General features: G+C 47.2%; 11 protein-coding genes and 3 tRNA genes. 8 read left to right on the top strand and 6 right to left on the bottom strand.

Going from position 1 to position 18,410, the window contains the following annotated elements; all coding sequences use genetic code 11:
* Positions 1-595: 595 nt before the first annotated feature.
* The 6 genes from EAE93_RS12985 (at position 596) to EAE93_RS12960 (ending at position 12,551) form a co-directional block, all read left to right on the top strand.
* Positions 596-2,731 (top strand): type I secretion system permease/ATPase, encoded by a 2,136-nt coding sequence (locus EAE93_RS12985; protein WP_214039827.1) that lies wholly within the window; start codon positions 596-598, stop codon positions 2,729-2,731.
* A gap of 121 nt (positions 2,732-2,852) precedes the next feature.
* Positions 2,853-4,268, top strand: coding sequence for an HlyD family type I secretion periplasmic adaptor subunit (locus tag EAE93_RS12980; RefSeq protein ID WP_214039826.1), 1,416 nt, complete (start codon positions 2,853-2,855; stop codon positions 4,266-4,268).
* Positions 4,269-4,377: 109 nt separating this feature from the next.
* Entirely contained in the window at positions 4,378-4,899 is a 522-nt protein-coding gene (locus tag EAE93_RS12975; protein ID WP_214039825.1) for a DUF5625 family protein, read from the top strand.
* 58 nt (positions 4,900-4,957) lie between these two features.
* A complete protein-coding gene (locus EAE93_RS12970; protein WP_214039824.1) occupies positions 4,958-5,476 on the top strand; it encodes a DUF5625 family protein in 519 nt (172 codons plus the stop codon).
* 48 nt (positions 5,477-5,524) lie between these two features.
* Complete coding sequence (locus EAE93_RS12965; protein WP_214039823.1) at positions 5,525-6,055, top strand: DUF5625 family protein; 531 nt, start codon at positions 5,525-5,527, stop codon at positions 6,053-6,055.
* Positions 6,056-6,104: 49 nt separating this feature from the next.
* Positions 6,105-12,551, top strand: a complete 6,447-nt coding sequence (locus tag EAE93_RS12960; RefSeq protein WP_214039822.1) for a S8 family serine peptidase — start codon at positions 6,105-6,107, stop codon at positions 12,549-12,551.
* Positions 12,552-13,080: 529 nt separating this feature from the next.
* Here the strand turns inward: EAE93_RS12960 and argA are convergent.
* On the bottom strand, positions 13,081-14,415 hold the full coding sequence (gene argA / locus EAE93_RS12955) for an amino-acid N-acetyltransferase (protein WP_214039821.1): 1,335 nt from the start codon (positions 14,413-14,415) through the stop codon (positions 13,081-13,083).
* 245 nt (positions 14,416-14,660) lie between these two features.
* Between argA and amiC the strand changes: the two genes are divergently transcribed.
* Positions 14,661-15,905: an N-acetylmuramoyl-L-alanine amidase AmiC gene (gene amiC / locus EAE93_RS12950; RefSeq protein WP_040153197.1), complete on the top strand. Its 1,245-nt coding sequence runs from the start codon at positions 14,661-14,663 to the stop codon at positions 15,903-15,905.
* A 77-nt stretch (positions 15,906-15,982) separates the two neighbouring features.
* On the opposite strand, the gene EAE93_RS12945 is transcribed toward amiC, so the two are convergent.
* The 5 genes from EAE93_RS12945 to EAE93_RS12925 form a co-directional block, all read right to left on the bottom strand.
* Positions 15,983-16,282: a helix-turn-helix domain-containing transcriptional regulator gene (locus EAE93_RS12945; RefSeq protein WP_036812155.1), complete on the bottom strand. Its 300-nt coding sequence runs from the start codon at positions 16,280-16,282 to the stop codon at positions 15,983-15,985.
* Positions 16,283-16,293: 11 nt separating this feature from the next.
* Entirely contained in the window at positions 16,294-16,617 is a 324-nt protein-coding gene (locus EAE93_RS12940; RefSeq protein WP_036812152.1) for a type II toxin-antitoxin system RelE/ParE family toxin, read from the bottom strand.
* Positions 16,618-16,776: 159 nt separating this feature from the next.
* Positions 16,777-16,853, bottom strand: a tRNA-Met gene (locus tag EAE93_RS12935).
* A 29-nt stretch (positions 16,854-16,882) separates the two neighbouring features.
* A tRNA-Met gene (locus EAE93_RS12930) sits at positions 16,883-16,959 on the bottom strand.
* 28 nt (positions 16,960-16,987) lie between these two features.
* Positions 16,988-17,064, bottom strand: a tRNA-Met gene (locus EAE93_RS12925).
* 224 nt (positions 17,065-17,288) lie between these two features.
* Here EAE93_RS12925 and mltA point away from each other — a divergent pair.
* A complete protein-coding gene (gene mltA, locus EAE93_RS12920) occupies positions 17,289-18,386 on the top strand; it encodes a murein transglycosylase A (RefSeq protein ID WP_214039852.1) in 1,098 nt (365 codons plus the stop codon).
* The last annotated feature ends 24 nt before the right edge of the window (positions 18,387-18,410 follow it).

Here is an 18,410-nt window from a genome sequence, read left to right as displayed (position 1 = left end):
ATGAGATTTCTGATTTGCCGTGCTGACTTCGGCAAATACGCCTTTTTGTTTTTGTAAAAAGTTATCGGTTAGGTGATTAAAGAATTCTCGTGCAGTGAACTAGAGATTACATTGACCTATGTAAGATAAATGTATCTTAAACCTACCTATGCAAAATTTTTGTTATTTTTTAATTGAAATATCTTTTCTTAGTCCTTCATGTTGATTGATTGTGAGTCGTAATCGTTCAGTCAGCAATACCGAATAGTTTCATCGTGATGGCTATATACTGATCGATATCTTAATTTCACCGATTCAAAAGATTCAAAAATAGTTGCAATGACTGAATCAAATTGTTGATGTTTTTATTTTGTTATCAATGTAAACAGTAGTATTGTAAATTTAATAAATTTTAATATTATTGTGTGGTTAATGTCACAGTTTGTGAATGTATTAAATGAAATTTATTATTATTTGATGATATAAACGCCTAATTATATGAATTGTGATTTGTTTACTAAACGGATTGCGGATATGTCTGGATAGCTTGCTAGGGGTGAGATGAATATCCAGATGTTTGATTTAAGGATTAAGTTGTCTGATGCAGGATAATGAAATGAGTACTGAGTCACCCCACTCTTCCCCGGAGCTGGATACCGGCCTGATTTGCCTGGCCATGTTGGCCAGGTTTCACAACATAGCTATATCGACTGAACAACTTTCGCACGAATTTTCTACTTCCAACCAAGGTCTTACCCTGAAGGAGCTGTTGCTGGCTGCCCGTCATTCAGGGCTGAAAGCCAAGGCTGTACATACAACACTTGCCAGACTTGAACATACTCCATTGCCCGCTATTGCTATGGACAGAGATGGGCAGTTTTTTATTTTGGCTAAGTTGGACAAAGAACAGGCTTTGATTCAGGACCCACGTTCGGTGCGCCCCGAAGTTATCAGCTTCGAGCAGCTTGAGCAGCGTTGGACAGGGCAACTGGTGCTTGTGCGTTCCAGTAACGGTTTGCCCGGAGAGACTTCACGCTTTGACTTCACCTGGTTTATCCCGGCTATCGTCAAATACCGCAAGTTGTTGGGCGAAGTTTTGCTGGGGTCTTTTGCCTTGCAGCTATTTGCCTTGGTGACGCCGTTGTTCTTTCAGGTGGTTATGGACAAAGTACTGGTGCACCACGGCCTAACCACACTGGATGTTGTCGCGGTGGGATTGCTGGGCATCATGCTGTTCGAGTCGGCTCTGAGCGGTTTGCGTAGCTATGTGTTTGCTCATACGACCAGCCGTATTGATGTGCAGTTGGGATCGAATCTTTTTCGGCACTTGATTAATCTGCCGCTGGCTTACTTCCAGGCCAGGAGAGTCGGTGATTCTGTGGCTCGTGTACGCGAACTGGAAAACATCCGCAGCTTCCTGACCGGCAACGCCATTACCTTGATGCTCGACGTGCTTTTTTCTCTGGTGTTCATCCTTGTGATGTTCTATTACAGCGGCTGGCTGACTCTCGTTGTGGTGTTATCATTGCCGCTCTATGCGCTCGTCTCGGGGTTGGTTACACCTCTCTTGCGTAAGCGATTACAGGATAGTTTCACACGTAACGCCGAGAATCAGGCATTCCTTGTCGAAACGGTGAATGGCATCGATACCCTAAAGTCAATGGCGGTTGAACCGCAGGCCATTCGCAAGTGGGACAATCAACTGGCGGCTTATGTTGCCGCAGGTTTCAAAACACAGACCTTATCCACCCTCGCCAATGAAAGCGTATCGCTTATCGGCAAGTTAGTGACGGTCGCCACACTCTGGCTCGGCGCCCGTCTCGTGATAGAGGGGCAGCTATCGGTGGGGGAACTGATAGCATTCAATATGCTGGCTGGCCGTGTCAGCGGCCCGATCATGCGCCTGGCGCAACTGTGGACCAGCTTCCAGCAGACCGGGGTCTCGGTGCAGCGTCTGGGAGATATCCTCAATTCCCGTACTGAATTGTCTCAGGCTACACGTAGCACAGTACCGCCGCTCAAGGGGAGGGTAGAGTTCGAACAGGTGCATTTTCGTTACCGGGCTGATGGTTCTGAGGTGTTGCACGGCGTCAATTTGGTCATTGGCGCGGGAGAAATCATTGGTGTGGTGGGCCGCTCCGGTTCTGGCAAAAGTACTCTGACCCGCTTGTTGCAGCGGCTCTATGTTCCAGAGCGCGGACGGGTCATGGTCGATGGCATGGACTTGGCATTGGCTGATGTGTCCTCGCTGCGCCGGCAGATTGGCGTGGTGTTGCAGGACAATATGCTATTCAACCGCAGCATTCGTGAAAACATTGCCTTGAGTGATCCGGGTGCGCCGCTCGAAATGGTCATGCACGCCGCCCGCATGGCTGGTGCCCATGAATTCATCCTTGAACTGCCCGAAGGTTACGACACCATTGTGGGTGAGCACGGCGCGTCACTTTCGGGCGGTCAGCGGCAACGGGTGGCCATTGCCCGAGCCTTGATCGGTAATCCTCGCATTTTGATTTTCGACGAGGCGACCAGTGCGCTGGACTACGAATCTGAACGGGTGGTGCAGCAGAACATGCAGAGCATTTGCAAGGGGCGCACGGTCATCATTATCGCTCATCGGTTGTCCGCTGTACGCGACGCGCATCGTATCCTTGTGATGGATCGCGGGCAGATCGTTGAACAGGGAGCCCACGCCGAGTTACTGGCGCGTCAGGACGGCCACTATTCACGACTGTATCGAATGCAGCAAGGCTGAAAGGTTTCCATTTCCAGAACGTACGATGAAAACGCTAATAACGTAATCAATGGTTAATAACACAATCAGAGGCAGATGTGACCAAGATAAACATACTCCGATTCAAGGAAAATAACTTCGAATGAGCGCCACCCTTTCCTTATTGCAGCGTTATCGTCACGCATGGCGTGAGTCTTGGCGCCAACGTAAAAACATGGACGTGTCGCCGCGACTTGCTCATGAATTACAGTTTTTACCGACGGCTTTGGAGTTGCAGGAAACACCTGTTCACCCAGCGCCGAGGATTTTCACCTGGGGCATTATGGGTTTCGCTGTATTGGCGTTGCTCTGGGCCTACATCGGCAAAATCGAGGTAGTGGCTATCGCTCCGGGAAAGGTTGTTCCCAATGGCAAGACCAAGTTGATTCAACCCAGTGAAACGGCGGTGGTCAGAGCGATCCACGTCAATGATGGTCAGACGGTGAAAGTTGGTGAGTTGTTAGTCGAGCTCGACCCGACGGCGGCGAGCGCCGACGTCAGCCGGATTCAGAGCGAGCTGTTGGCTGCTCGTATCGACAGTGCGCGGAGTGCCGCCATGCTCGACGCGATCAATCAACAAAAGTCGCCGGCTTCGCTGGTAGGAACGATTGCCAATGCCAGCCCTGAGCAGGTGCTCAGTGCCCAACGCTGGCTTCAAGGACAATATCAGGAATACCGCAGCAACCTGGAGTTGGTGGATGCAGAAATTCTCCAACGCAGCGCCGAAATCCAGTCAGCCCAATCTCAGGTGGCTAGCCTGCGAAAAACGCTGCCGATTGCTACACAATTGGCCGAGGATTACCAACGGTTATTGACGAAACAGTATGTGTCGCGGCATGAATATCTGGAAAAAGAGCAGACGCGGTTGGATCTGCAACGCCAGTTAAGCGTACAACAGGCCAGTGTCTTGCAGTACACCGCCGCTCAGGACGAGGCGCGGCGTCGGCGTGAAACTGTTGTTGCGCAAAATCGTCGCGCCATGCTCGACTTGCAACAGGAAGCCAACAAAAAAGCAGCGACCTTGGTTCAGGAGCTGGCGAAGGCTCGTTATCAGGAAACTCTGACCAGTCTTAAAGCCCCGGTGGCCGGCACAGTTCAACAACTCGCTATCCATACCGTTGGCGGCGTGGTGACACCCGCTCAGCCGCTGATGGTCATCGTCCCCGCAGACCAACCGGTAGAAGTGGAAGCCATGCTGGAAAACAAGGATGTAGGTTTCGTCCATGTTGGTCAACCGGTCACCGTCAAGGTGGAAACCTTCACTTTCACCAAGTACGGCACCGTTGACGGCGAAGTGCTGAACGTATCGAACGACGCTATCGAGGACGAAAAGCGTGGACTCATCTATAGCAGCCGTATTCGCTTGAAGTCTGATCACGTGCTGGTCAATGGTCAGCGAGTCCCACTGTCTCCGGGCATGTCGATCACGGCGGAAATAAAAACCGATCAACGACGAGTAATCGATTACTTCTTGAGTCCATTACAGCAACATATAGATGAAAGTCTGAGAGAACGGTAGGTTATGAGGGCAGCTCTGTGAACTCGGCTCGCCATACTCACCGTTTTCCGGGTTTGAGATAAATGATCGTTAATGTTTTTCGCAGCCTTACTTTATTTGGAGTGATGAAATGAAAGAATTGCGTATACACGAAAGGTTCAAAAACTGGCGCAATATGATTATTTTCATGAGCTGCACTTTGTTAATGGCATGCTCTAAGTACATTGATATATACAAACCGATTGATGTGACACAGTCTGATCAATCAGTTAAATTTGATTTTGAAATCAGTAAGGAAGGAAATTATCAATTCGCCCTGCTGTTTGCGACTGGGCGTGGTTTTGATGAAATGGAAAGGCGATTTAAGTTGTTCGGGAATCTTGATCATGATGGGATTGCTATCCCCGTTTCTCTTCGTCTGGTTAAAGACGGCAAGGTTTTTTTTGACAAGGAAATAAACGCGGTAGGGTACGGTTGGATACGTGCTTTCTATAACGAAGAGAGAAGGATAAATACGGCAGCGCGCAATATTAAAATACTAGAGTTACCCTCTGGACGCTACTCTGCGGTTATTACAACCCTAGAGGATGTGCCTGCTTTTAATGGAATTGAGAGTTTTGTTGAGTTCACCTATTACAATCCGAAAATTTAAGAAGATTTAAAATGGGATCAGTATAAACAAAGGAAATATCAAAATTTGGAGTGACAAAATGAAAGTGTTACGTATATATGAAAGGTTTAAAAATTGGCGAAATATTATTATTTTTATGAGCTGTACATTATTAATGGCCTGCTCTAAGCACATTGATATATACAAACCGATTGATGTGTCTAAGTCTGGTCAATCAGTCAAAATTGATTTTGAAATCAGCGAGGTTGGAGATTATCAGTTTGCTCTGCTGTTTGATAAAGGGGATGACGATGAAATGAAAAGGCGGCTTGAATTATTCGGTTATATTGATAAGGACGGAGTTATAACCTCCGTTTCGCTTCATTTGGTTAGAAACGGCGAGGTTTTTTTTGACGAGAAAATAAACGCAGGGGGACGTAGCTGGGGACGTAGCTTTGATTTCGAAGGGAGAAGGATAACTACGGCTGTGCGAGAAATTAAAACACTTTCGTTACCTCCTGGGCGTTATTCTGCTGTCATTACTACCTTGGAGGATGTCCCCGCTTTTAATGGCATTGAGAGTTTTGTAGAGCTCACTTATTTCAAGCCGAAGATTTAAACGGGTATTAATATAAACAAAGAAAATATCAAAATTTTGAGTGAAGAAATGAAAATATTACAAGTACACGAAAGGTTCAAAAACTGGCGAAATATTATTGTTTTTATGAGTTGTACCTTATTAATGGCATGCTCTAAGCACATTGAGACTATACGCAAACAGATTAATGTGTCGCATTCTGGGCAATCCGTTGAGATTAATTTTGAACTCAGCAAGAGAAAGGCTGGAGATTATCAGTTTGCTCTGCTGTTTGCTAATGGGAATGGTTTTTATGAAATGGAAAGGCGAGATAAATTGTTCGGAAGTATTGATAAGAACGGGATTGCAATTCCCGTTTCGCTTCGTCTGGTTAAAGACGGTAAGGTTTTTTTTGACGAGAAAATAAACGCAGTGGGCAGTGGTTGGATACAATCCTTCTATTACAAAGAGAGAAGTATAAATACCACGGTGCGCAATATAAAAATACTTGAGTTACCTCCGGGACGTTACTCTGCGGTAATTACCACTCTGGAGGATGTTCCTGCCTTTAATGACATTGAGAGTTTTGTCGAATTCTCCTATTTTAATCCAAAAATTTGATTTATTCAGAAAAGACAAAGAGAAATAACAAGTAGAGGAAATAATAAGTATGGAAAAGAAGTATACAGTAACTTATAAAGTTGCTCCGATGGGGGCTAAGTATATTTATCAGGCCGATAAGAACAAGCACAAAGCGGGAGATGTACATTCTTCATTTGGCGGTCATATGTGGTATGTTTTAAGTGACGGGAACGGAAATGAAAAAAGTTACGGTTTCGAGTCAAGGCATGATGAACTGTGGGGCGAAGGTCGAGTAACGGTTCATGATAATGCGGCCTATCAACAGACCTCTTACGAAACCACCGTAGAATTGACTGAATTTCAGTACAACAGGTTAAAAGTTTTTTCAGAAGACCCATCGTTAGTTGGATTTGATGCTAAGCATTACAACGTGGCTAAAAACAGTTGCGTGGATTTCGTATTTGCATCATTAAAAGCCATTGGTTATAACGAAAAAGGTTCCAAGGGAGAACTGTTCCCTAATCATAATCCTATGCATTTGCGTGATATGTTGCAAAATAATGGAAGGAAAATTATTCGTGACAACTTGAGTCTTTATATTCGTCATAGTGATTTTTATTATCTTGACGATGAAAGTGGTCGGGCATGTTTATGGCTTAGGCCAGAGGATACGAAAATCACCCTACCGATGAAGCCATTGATTAACATCGATATCGTGTCCACGCCAAAACCTCTGCGGCATATTCAGGGTGAAAACAAAGCTCAGCAGGATGTTGTTAACGGGTTTATACAAAATTCCGCAACACATAAAATATCTGCCGTCGGGGATATGCTCAATAAAACAGACTTCGCCTCCACCCAAATGGCTGGCCTTGCCACCGGCGGTATTCGTCCCGGTGAAATGCAGCTTGACCCCAATGTTAAACCCAACAGCTATCTGTCGGAGTTCTATAAGCCTTTCTACCAACCCGGGGACACTAGCAAGCTGAACTTTGGCCTACGTAACGCCGTGACGTTGAACGGTTTATCGGCAATGACGACGTTCAACACCTATGTTGACCCGCTGTTATTGGATCTGAGCGGCAATGGTGTACATATGACTGACATTCGTGACGGCGTGCTGTTCGACATGGACAACAGTGGCACGCTTAAGCGCAGCGGCTGGGCGGATCGCAATACCGGGATATTGGTGATCGATGATGGTAGTGGTCAGATAAAAAATGCCAGCCAGATGTTTTCCGAATACTACGGTGGCAAGGCTGGGATAAATGGTGCCGCTGGCGAGAAAAAATTCAAGGATGGCTTCGGTGCTTTAGCCAGTGAAGATGCCAACAAAGACGGAGTGATTGATGAACGTGATCCGATCTGGAGCCTGTTGCGGGTCTGGGTTGACAGCACACACGATGCAAAAGTTGATGCGGGCGAACTCAAAACACTGGCGGAATTGGGTATTAGCCAGATAAACGTCCGGGCTTCGAACAAAACAGAAGTCCGTGATGGGAATAAGGTCATTGCTAGTGGGTCGTTTACTATCAATGGTAAAACTCAGGAAGTGCTGGCTGTCGACTTTCTTGGTGATACCGTTAGCAACACCCTGAGCACTCAGGGAACTGGCACGAAAGTGACTTCCACCGCCAACGATATTACAACCACAGCTTACGCCAGCCAGAGTGAAACAGATGAAACCCTGGATGCGGGGCAACTGGGGGTGGGCAATCTGTATGGTGGCAGCGGCAATGATACGTTGATTGCGGCAAAAACCGGTAGCTGGCTGGTTGGGGGCGCAGGGAGTAATACCTATGTCGGTGGTACCGGCGATGATGTTTTTGTTATCAGCGCTTCTGACGATACGAAAAACATCCACGGCAATGGCGGGCACGATACGGCGATCATTGTCGGTAACCAAGGCGTGGAACTGAACATGGGTCAAGCCAGTTTAACCATCGCCCAAGGCGGGAGCGGCAACGATACTATCATAAGCGGTAGTGTCAACGGTGTCTTTATCAAGGGGGGCTCCGGCAATTCGACTCTGATAGGTGGCATGGGTAATGATGTCCTGGTCGGCGGCAGTGGGCACAACACCATCGTTGGTGGCACTGGTAAGTCGGTTATTTATGCCGGTCCTAAGGGCGACACAATTTACGCCTCCAAAGGCGGCAGCATCATTCACGCTGGCGGCGGTGATGATAAGATTTTTGGCGGCTTTGGTGACGACGTGATCGAAGTGGGTCATGGCAATGCTACGATTGATGGGGACGGCGGGATCAACATCGTCAGCCTGCACGGTAACCACGGCGATTATCAAATCACCCGTACCGACAGTGGGTATGTAGTGGCCGACAAGGTTGTCGGGCGTGACGGCACGGTTACGCTGAAAAATATCCAAAAACTCAATTTCTCAGATATTTCGGCGGTTGATTTACAAACACCTAATGCGATGCCTGTCGAGGATGTCCTCACTCACGACAAGGACGGCAAGGTTTTTGATCGTACTCAGCCACATCTGATTGCCGCAGAAAGCCTGCTGGCTAACGATCAACACCTTAACAGTCAGGGCGCCCTGCGCATTGCCAATGTTGGGGATGCGATAGGCGGTACGGTCAAACTCACAGCCCAGGGCGATGTCTTGTTTACGCCGGATGCAAATTACACCGGTGTCATTAGCTTTAAATATGGTGTAACTGACGCAGCCGGTAATCCGTCAGCATCGGTAGTCGATCTGAGTAGTGGGGAAACCGCGCCGATGCGTGCCGTTGCGACATTACTGACGCCGGAAGTTCCGCTCGATCCATTAGCTGCTCAACAATGGTATTTGAGCGATGCCAACATTCTGCCGGTCTGGAAGGACTACACCGGCAAGGGCGTACGCATTGGTCAGTTCGAGCCGGGCGGTAAGTTTGCTACCGCACCTGAAATATTTGATATCAATCACCCCGATCTTGCGGCGAATGTCGACAAAGCCTGGTTGCAGACTCAACAAACCAATGGCGCCTTGCCGAATGTGGTCTCCAACCACGCGACAATGGTGGCGGGTGTGATGGTCGCGGCGAAAAATAATACCGGTGGCGTCGGGGTTGCCCATGATGCTACGTTGGGTGGCTATTATCTGGCCAATGACGGCGCCGATCTTGCGGGATTGGGGCATATGGTCAGTTTTGACATTGCCAACAATAGCTGGGGATTTGCCAACGATTTCGCGCTCAGCAGCTTTCAGGGCGGCTCCATAAATACTGCCGCGTCGCTGAGCATGAATGCGCAATACGCGGCGGCTAATGGTCGTGGCGGGTTGGGTACCGTCATCGTGGCGGCGGGCGGCAACCATCGTGCGGAAGGCGGCAATGCCCAAGGGTCGCTGACCAATAACAACCGCTTTTCGGTGGAAGTCGGTGCGATCAACGCACAAGGAGATTTGTCGACTTTGCAGATTGGCTCCTCACCCTTCTCCAATCCAGGAGCCAGCCTGTTGGTTTCGGCGCCGGGCAGCAATGTCGTGTCTACCAGCTATATGCTGAAAACCGAACGTGGCTCAACTTTCGGCAATGACTATACCAGCATGCAAGGCACCAGCTTTGCCGCTCCGATAGTCTCCGGTGTTGTTGCGTTGATGCTTGAGGCCAACCCGAACTTAGGCTATCGGGATGTGCAGCAGATCCTTGCTCTATCCGCTCGCAAGATCAATGACCCATCTACCGCATGGAACGATAATAACAGCCATAGCTGGAATGGCGGCGGCATGCATACCAGCAACGATTACGGTTTCGGTCAAATCGATGCGCGAGCCGCTGTTCGTTTGGCTGAGTCTTGGATGACTCAAAGCACCGCTGCCAACGAGTTCGTCTATAGCGCATCCAGCGGCCCTCTGGGGAAAACCTTGGCGGCGGGAGAGACGCTAACATCGTCCATCGCCATGAATGCCGGTCTGAATGTCGAACATGTCGAGATCGATTTTGACGCTCAGGTAGGCCGTCTTGGCGATCTGACGCTCAAACTGATCTCTCCTGATGGCACTCAGAGCATCTTGCTCAATCGTCAGGGTAAGGTTCCAGACGGCATGCCGGGCGCGAGCGCGACCGATCTGGGTAGTAGCCAGTCGGGGACGTTCAAATACAGCTTTATGTCGACCCACGATTTTGGTGAACGCTCGGCTGGCAACTGGACCCTACAGGTGAGCGATGCGAATTCCGGCCTGCCGGTCACATTAAATGCCTGGTCGCTACGTTTGTACGGCAGCAAGAGCACCCCGGATGACACTTACTTTTACACCGACGAATATATTCAGTCAGTGGTCGGGCAGGCCAACCGCGCGGTATTGGATGATGCGGTGAATGGCGTGGCGGGAGGGCGTAATACCCTCAATGCGGCGGCTGTTTCGCGGGATACCTCGGTCAACTTGCTGACTGGTGTTGCCAACATTGGCGGTACAGCGTTGACGATAAAGAATCCATCGGGCATTCAGAACATCGTCACCGGCGATGGCAACGATACGCTGGTCGCTGGTAATGCCGATGCATTGCTTGATGGCGGGCGTGGAAACAATACACTGGCAGGTGGCGCGGGCAAGGACTTCTTTGTGGTCCACCGCCGTGAGGCGGGTAGCGATATCATTAGCAACTTCGAGGCGGCTCGTGGCGAAATCATTGATCTGGTAGGATTTCGTGGAAAAACGTTTGCCGATCTGTTGCTGACGCAGCAGGGGGCGGATGTTAAGGTCGATCTGGGTAAGGGGCAGAGCATTGTCCTGAAAAATCAGACACTCGCCGGGATCGGTGCGGCGAACTTCAAGTTCCAGGACACCTTTATCGCTCCGGTGGCTTACACGAGTAGCGACGCCTCAACGCTCCAGCCGCAAGAAGGCTTGGGAACCGTGATCCTTAAGGGCGGCGGCAAGGGCGTCATGCTCACTAGCGATGCTCAGGGTCAGATGAAATTTAGCTTGAATGGGACGATCTATAGCCATGACAGTGCGGCGTCAGACGTTTTTGTGGTGGCAGCCCAACCGGGTGTTAAGGACTACAAGAATGCATTACGTGGGTTCCGTCACGGCATTGATAAAATTGATTTGCGTCAAACCGGCGTCACTGATTTCAGCCAACTCACCATTGCTAAGAGTAATCGTGGCACGATCAACGGCCTGTCACAAATTCATGGCGTTGAAGTGATCTTTAATGGGGCCAGCGGTACTGATTCAAACGTGAAGTTACTGTATCTCGATACCCTGGATATTTCGCAGGTCGATGCGGCCGACTTCCTTTTTGCGGAGCCTACACCGGATTTGGTCCCAACGGTCAAGCCAGTGGTGACGCAATCTCTTGATAAACCAACGATTACTGTACCGGGTTCATTGACACCAATTGTCGACCCCCTTGGCGTTGATAAGCCTTTACCACTTTCCCCTATCGACCTGAAGCCGATTAGTATTCCCCCAAGGAAGCCGGTTAGCATTCCCCTTATAGACTGGAATCTGACTAAAGTTTCTTCTACTGATATTAACCGGGATATGATTAAAGTTACCCCTGTTAAGCTGGAGCCGATTAGAATTAACACTGGCCTTGTCGACCTGAGGTCGCGTATTGACCAGAATGTTGACCGGATGTCACTGATTGACCGGAAGCCGATTAGCACTCCTCCTGTTGAGCCAGCAGTGGAACCTACACCGGTGACCACTGACCCTAATTCCATTACGGTCGAAATTCCCTTTGCTAAGGTTACGTTGGGGGACGAGAGCAAGACTATCAATGTGGAAGCTATAGTTGGCAATGTGGTTGCCGGTAGCGGTGATAATAAGGTTAATGTGACCGGCCGGGATTCCAATATCACGCTAGGTAATGGTAACAATGTCATTGTCGGCAATGTCGACAGACTAACAGTCGGACATGGTAATAATCGCATTACCGGCACGGGAATTTCAGCGACGCTGAAAGTAGGGGATGGTAATAACCATATCGTGACTAGCGGTGATATGTCGACGGTAGAAGTAGGGGATGGTAATAACCATATCGTGGCCAGCGGTCGTATGCCGGAGGTGAAGGTAGGGGATGGTAATAACAATATTGTGGTTAGCGGTAGTACGCCGAAGGTGAAAGTAGGGAATGGTGATAACTATATCATGACCAGTGGTATTATGTCGAAAGTGAAAGTCGGGGAGGGTAATAACCATATTGTTACCAAGGGAACTATGTCGACGGTAGAAGTCGGACATGGGGACAACGATTTGGAATTTAGTGGTGATATGGGGGACTTGGTGTTCGGAAAGGATATTAGCCCTGAGCGTCTGTGGTTCCAGCATGAAGGGCAGGATCTGCAAATTTCGGTCATTGGCAGCAAGCAGGAGGTAACACTGCATAATTGGTATGCCAGTCCCGCCGAACGCCCCGGTAGCATCATGGCGGGTGACGGTCATCGGTTGACGGACAGTGATGTCGAAAATCTTGTCCAGGCTATGGCTGCCTTCGCGCCGCCGACACCTGCGACCACAATGCTCGGCGATGTCGAGCAACAGCGGCTGCAACCTGTGCTGGCAGCCAACTGGCACTGATCGGTAACAAGGCCCGCGATGGTTATCGCGGGTCTCATAAATAGGTGAATCGCGCCGTTTAAATGTAAGCGCCCCAATATGAGGACTTCTGTCTTTCGACAGGCAAAATGTCTAACTTTTGGGGCGTACTTCAATTGGGCCAGGGTTTACGAGGTAATTGCTAAAAAACAGACGGACGTCGGGTAATTGATTATTTTATCAGTCCGTTGCAGGTTTGTTTGGGTGAAAGTTTAAGGGAATACGAACATGTTTGCTTCCAGATTAACGGTGTTGCACTTGTATCATAGTAATTATGGTGGTTAGCTTATTATGTGAATTTACCATTGGCTTGAATGATACCATGCAAAGTACCGATATTTCGCAATAAGCAATGCAGATATAAAATACCATTTACAAAACCAAAGATAAGAATTATTCATTCGATTAATCACTGAATTAACAGACTAAGGTAGAGGTAGGATGCCGTAGGTTTTATATCATTACCGCTGAGTTTAAGGGTAATGTAAACCTTTCGGCATGAATACATTTATTACTGTGGTTCCAAACTTAACATAAGGATTTTAGAACGGCGCTGATAGTTGTATAACACTTGTTTCTGAATCGGTAGCATTGAGAGTTCTGCGGGTTCAAAACCTCGCTCTTGGAACCAATGAATGCTGCGGGTAGTCAGAACAAACAGTTTTTCCAGTCCGAACTGTTTGGCGTGCTCCGCAATGCGATTCAGTAATACTTCACCTCTTAAAGAGCTGCGGTATTTAGGGTGAACCGCTAAACAAGCCATTTCGCCAATTTTCTCATCAGGATAAGGGTAAAGCGCAGCACAGGCGATAGTCAGGTTATCGCGTTCGATAATGATGAATTTATCAATTTCTCTTTCAAGTTGTTCTCTTGAACGGCGAACCAGAATACCTTGTTGTTCCAGTGGGCGAATAAGTTCGAGAATACCACCAATATCATTGATGTTAGCTCGGCGTATTTGTTCTGCGCTTTCCATCACTATTTGAGTGCCAATACCATCTCGGGAGAATAATTCTTGAAGTAGAGAACCATCAGCCTGATAACTTAATAAATGGCTGCGACGAACGCCACGACGGCAAGCTTTTACTGCACTCCGTAAAAAACGGATTGTACCTGAATAGTAGTCACCTTTAACTTCTAGCTCTTTAATCAGCTCTGGTGCTTGATTAAGAAAGACTTCTGATAGAATTTTTCCGTCTTTGTCTTGTACGCCTTGAGTAGAACAGAAACCAATTAGTTTTTCAGCCTGTAATTTGATAGCTAATTGGGTGGCGACATCTTCAAATGGCAAATTAAAACTCTCTCCGGTGACAGAAACCGCGACAGGGCCAATTAGCACAATTGCGCCATTGTCTAATTGACGATTTATGGCATTCTCATCGATACGGCGAATTTTGCCGCTGTGGCAATAATCCACACCATCATCAACACCAAGAGGTTGAGCAATAATGAAGTTACCGCTGACAACGTTAATATTGGCTCCTTGTAACGGGGTATTATTCAGGTTCATAGAAAGACGTGCGGTAATATCCAGTTGCAGCAAACCAGCAGATTGTTTGACTAATTCTAATGTTTTATTATCGGTTACACGGGTATGTTTGTGGTAAACCGGTTTGTAATGATGGTCTGCAAGATTTTGTTCAATTTGAGGTCTGGCGCCATAAACGACGACTAGGCGGATGCCCAAACTATGCAGTAATCCTATATCGTTGATGATGTTAGAGAAATTTTCATGAGCAATAGCTTCTCCACCAAGCATAATCACAAAGGTTTTACCACGGTGTGCATTGATGTACGGAACAGAATGACGAAATCCTTCAACTAATTCGGTGCTGCGTTCTTTCATAACAGACTCTCGATTGAATTTTTATTCGTAATTTATGCTTTTTTATTCCTTTTGAGAAGAAATGGCAAGAGGCAATTCAGATAAAAACATTTTCATGTACCTGTAGACGTTAATAATTTGCAAAATATAAAATGCTGTTTATTGATGACAGCATAATGCTGATTGGTTAAAGTTTTTCATTTGATCGTTTCATTTGGTGAATATCACCCTGAATATTTGTATTTTATGAATGGAATATTAAGTAGATGAGTCATTCAGATCATAATCTGTCGCGACGTCGTTTGTTGCAGGGAGCCGCAGCGATGTGGTTGCTTAGTGTTAGTCAGGTGGGTTACGCAGCGTCAGCAAAAGTTATAGCAGTACGTATTTGGCCGGCATCCAGTTATACCCGTGTGACTCTTGAATCTAATATTCCACTCAAATATCGCCAGTTTGTGTTAAAGAACCCAAATAGAATTGTCGTTGATCTTGAAGGTGTACAACTAAATCATACCTTGAACGGAATGGACGGGCAGATTCAATCCCGCGATCCTTATCTTAAACTGGTCAGGGTAGGGCAGTTTAATCCTAAAACCGTTCGTTTAGTGTTCGAAGTTAAACAAGCTGTCAGCCCGCATATGTTTACTTTGAAGCCAGTGGCAGAATTTAAACATCGTCTGGTATTGGATATTTATCCCGCTGCGGGGGCTAATACGAATGATGATCCATTGCTTGCTCTACTCGAAGAGTACAATAAAGGTCATTTGGCCGAGGATCTGCCAGTGGAAAGGCCAAAGCCAGGCAAAGCAGGTAAAGACAGGCCGATTATTATCATGCTTGACCCTGGACATGGAGGGGAAGATCCCGGCGCTATCGGTAAATATAAAACTCGTGAAAAAGACGTTGTTCTGAAAATCGCCCGTCGATTGAAAACGCTTATTCAACGTGAACCGGGTATGAAAGTTTATATGACCCGTAATGAAGATGTGTTTATCCCATTAAAAGTTCGGGTGGCAAAAGCGCGTAAAATGCGAGCTGATCTATTCGTTTCTATTCATGCTGATGCTTTTGCTAACCGAGCGGCCCGTGGTTCTTCGGTTTTTGCGCTTTCTACTAAAGGCGCAACCAGTAATACCGCACTTTTTCTAGCCCAGACGCAAAACGAAGCTGATCAAATTGGCGGAGTAAGTAAAAGCGGTGATAAGTATCTGGATCACACGATGTTTGATTTGTTACAGACTGCGACAATCAATGATAGCCTTAAATTTGGTGGTGAAGTGCTCAAGCACATGGGCAAGGTGAATAAACTGCATAAAAACCGGGTGGATCAAGCTGGATTCGCGGTACTGAAAGCGCCGGATATCCCCTCGATTCTGGTAGAGACTGCTTTTATTAGCAATTTGGAAGAGGAGCGGAAACTGAAAACCGCGCGTTTCCAGCAGCAAGTAGCAGAGTCAATTTTTGCGGGTATCAAAGCTTATTTTAAGAATGGCGGTAGTTTGGCAATTTGAGCTTGCCGCTATGGGTAATTTTTGCTGTTAAACAGGGAAGGAGGCTATTTTCCTTTAGCCTATACTCCCCGCCCTATTTAGTGGGTAGTGATAGGTTGAACTGCCAGGCGCAAGCCCATGACACGCAGAATCGCGCTTAGACTTCTAACTTCCGGGTTGCCCTCGGCTGACAAGGTGCGATAGAGCTGGTTCGGATTCAACTCAGCTTCCTTGGCCACGTTACGAACTCCGCCGAAAGCCTTGGTCATTTGGCGAAGGGCAATCAGTAACTCGGCTTGTTCGCCATCTTCAAGGATGCTGTTTAGTAGCTCAATCGCGTAAGCCGGGTCTTTGCGGAACACCTCGGCCATTGCGTCGTCGTGTGATCTATCTTTCATTATTTGTTCTCCTATCTGTTTCTACTCTTCCATTCACGCCAGTATTCACATGCTCTGGCTATGTCTGCGTTTTGCTTACGTTTGTCGCCGCCACAGAGCAGAAGAACTACAGTTAAGCCAGATTTGGCGTAATAGACCCGATACCCCGGCCCTATGTCAATGCGCAGTTCCCAGACACCCTCGGACAAGGGTTTGTGATCGCCAAAGTTACCCAGTTCCATGTGCATAATGCGTCGGTCAATGGCAATTTGAGCCTTGGTGTCACGTATTTGTTCTCGCCATTCTTCAAAGACATCACGTCCGTTGTTGTCGATATAGTGTCGTATCTCATTCATAGCTTTGTTATCGTTTATAAACGATAATCTGTCAAGCCAGAAATGACTATATGTGGATATTTATCATTAAACTGAGAGCAGATACGATGACGAAAAAATTATCTAAAAGTCATTATGAAGTTACTTTTGGGAGTTTATATGCTGAAACGCATAGAGAATTGGTTGCGGGGGCCGGATTTGAACCGACGACCTTCGGGTTATGAGCCCGACGAGCTACCAAGCTGCTCCACCCCGCGTCCGTTTTGATATTTTGAGTAATGAAAATTGGTTGCGGGAGCCGGATTTGAACCGACGACCTTCGGGTTATGAGCCCGACGAGCTACCAAGCTGCTCCATCCCGCGTCCGTTTTATCGAACTACTTTATTGCTTTGGTTGCGGGGGCCGGATTTGAACCGACGACCTTCGGGTTATGAGCCCGACGAGCTACCAGGCTGCTCCACCCCGCGTCCGATAGCGGGCACTATACTCAGGATAAGAGCCGTTGCAAGTTTTTTTATTAAAAATTGTTTGTTTCGTTACTTTTTTGATGGGTTACTCTGCATGTTGGAGTTTTTTTATTCGTTTGTGTCGTTGTTTTGTTAAGTTATTTTTTTATGGTAGGTTTCATTATTTTTATTGGTTTGGTATGGTTTGCCGTTGGGTCATGTTGGCAAGTGTAGAGAAGACAACAATGAAATACTGGGGTAAGTATCTGCTGTGTGGAACCGTGATTTCACTGTTGGTTGGATGTCATTCTCGCCCAACAGCACAGGGTCAACAATATAGAGATGGTCGTATCGCTCAGGATTTACGGCTGGTTAATCAACCCAATGCGCAGGGTAAGCCAGTTAATGCAAAGGATTTTTCAGAGCAGGTTGCGCTGATTAATCAGGTCGCTCCTCGTCTATATAATCGTAATAGCTTAACTTTTGACGCCGTTCAAAACTGGATGTTAGCGGGCGGTGAAACCAGTAAGTTGAATCTGTTTAATTTACGCGCTTACCAGATGGAAGGTGTGGATAATTACGGTAACGTCCAATTTACCGGCTACTATACGCCAGTGTTGCAAGCTCGCCGCGTTAAACAGGGGGAATTTAAATATCCTCTGTACCGGATGCCGCCTAAGAGTAAATATCGCTTACCAAGCCGAACTGAAATATATAATGGCGCTCTTAGCCCTAGTTTGATTATTGGTTATAGTCGTTCACTGATTGATAATTATATTATGGAGGTTCAGGGTAGTGGTTATGTCGATTTTGGTGATGGCGGGCCCCTGACTTTTTTGGGTTATGCCGGTAAGAATGGGCATATTTACCGGAGCATTGGTAAGTTGCTGATTGAGCGTGGAGAAATCGCGCAAGAAGATATCTCTATACTAGCGATTCGTAAATGGACAGAATCTCACAGTGAGGCAGAAGTCCGTGAACTGTTGGAGCAGAACCCATCATTTGTTTTTTTTAAACCTGAAGACCTTGCGCCGGTACGGGGGGCGAGTGGTGTTCCTTTAATTGCAAAAGCTTCCGTAGCTGCTGATAAAAGGCTTATTCCACCAGGAACAACGCTGTTGGTAGAGATTCCTTTGTTGGATAAAGAGGGTAAATTTACCGGTCAGTACCAAATGCGCCTGATGGTTGCGTTAGATGTTGGTGGAGCAATAAAAGGCCATCATTTCGATATCTATCATGGTATTGGTGATGAGGCAGGCATAAAAGCAGGTTTCTATAACCACTACGGTCGGGTTTGGGTGTTAAAAAAAGCGCGGCCTACCATGCTGATGGTAAGTCAGTGATTGATATTAAAAAATTTTATAACA

The organism is Photorhabdus akhurstii (assembly GCF_018448925.1).
Classification (GTDB): domain Bacteria; phylum Pseudomonadota; class Gammaproteobacteria; order Enterobacterales; family Enterobacteriaceae; genus Photorhabdus; species Photorhabdus akhurstii.
The sequence above is the reverse complement of the archived record's forward strand: the minus strand, read 5'-3'. Positions and strand labels throughout refer to the sequence as shown.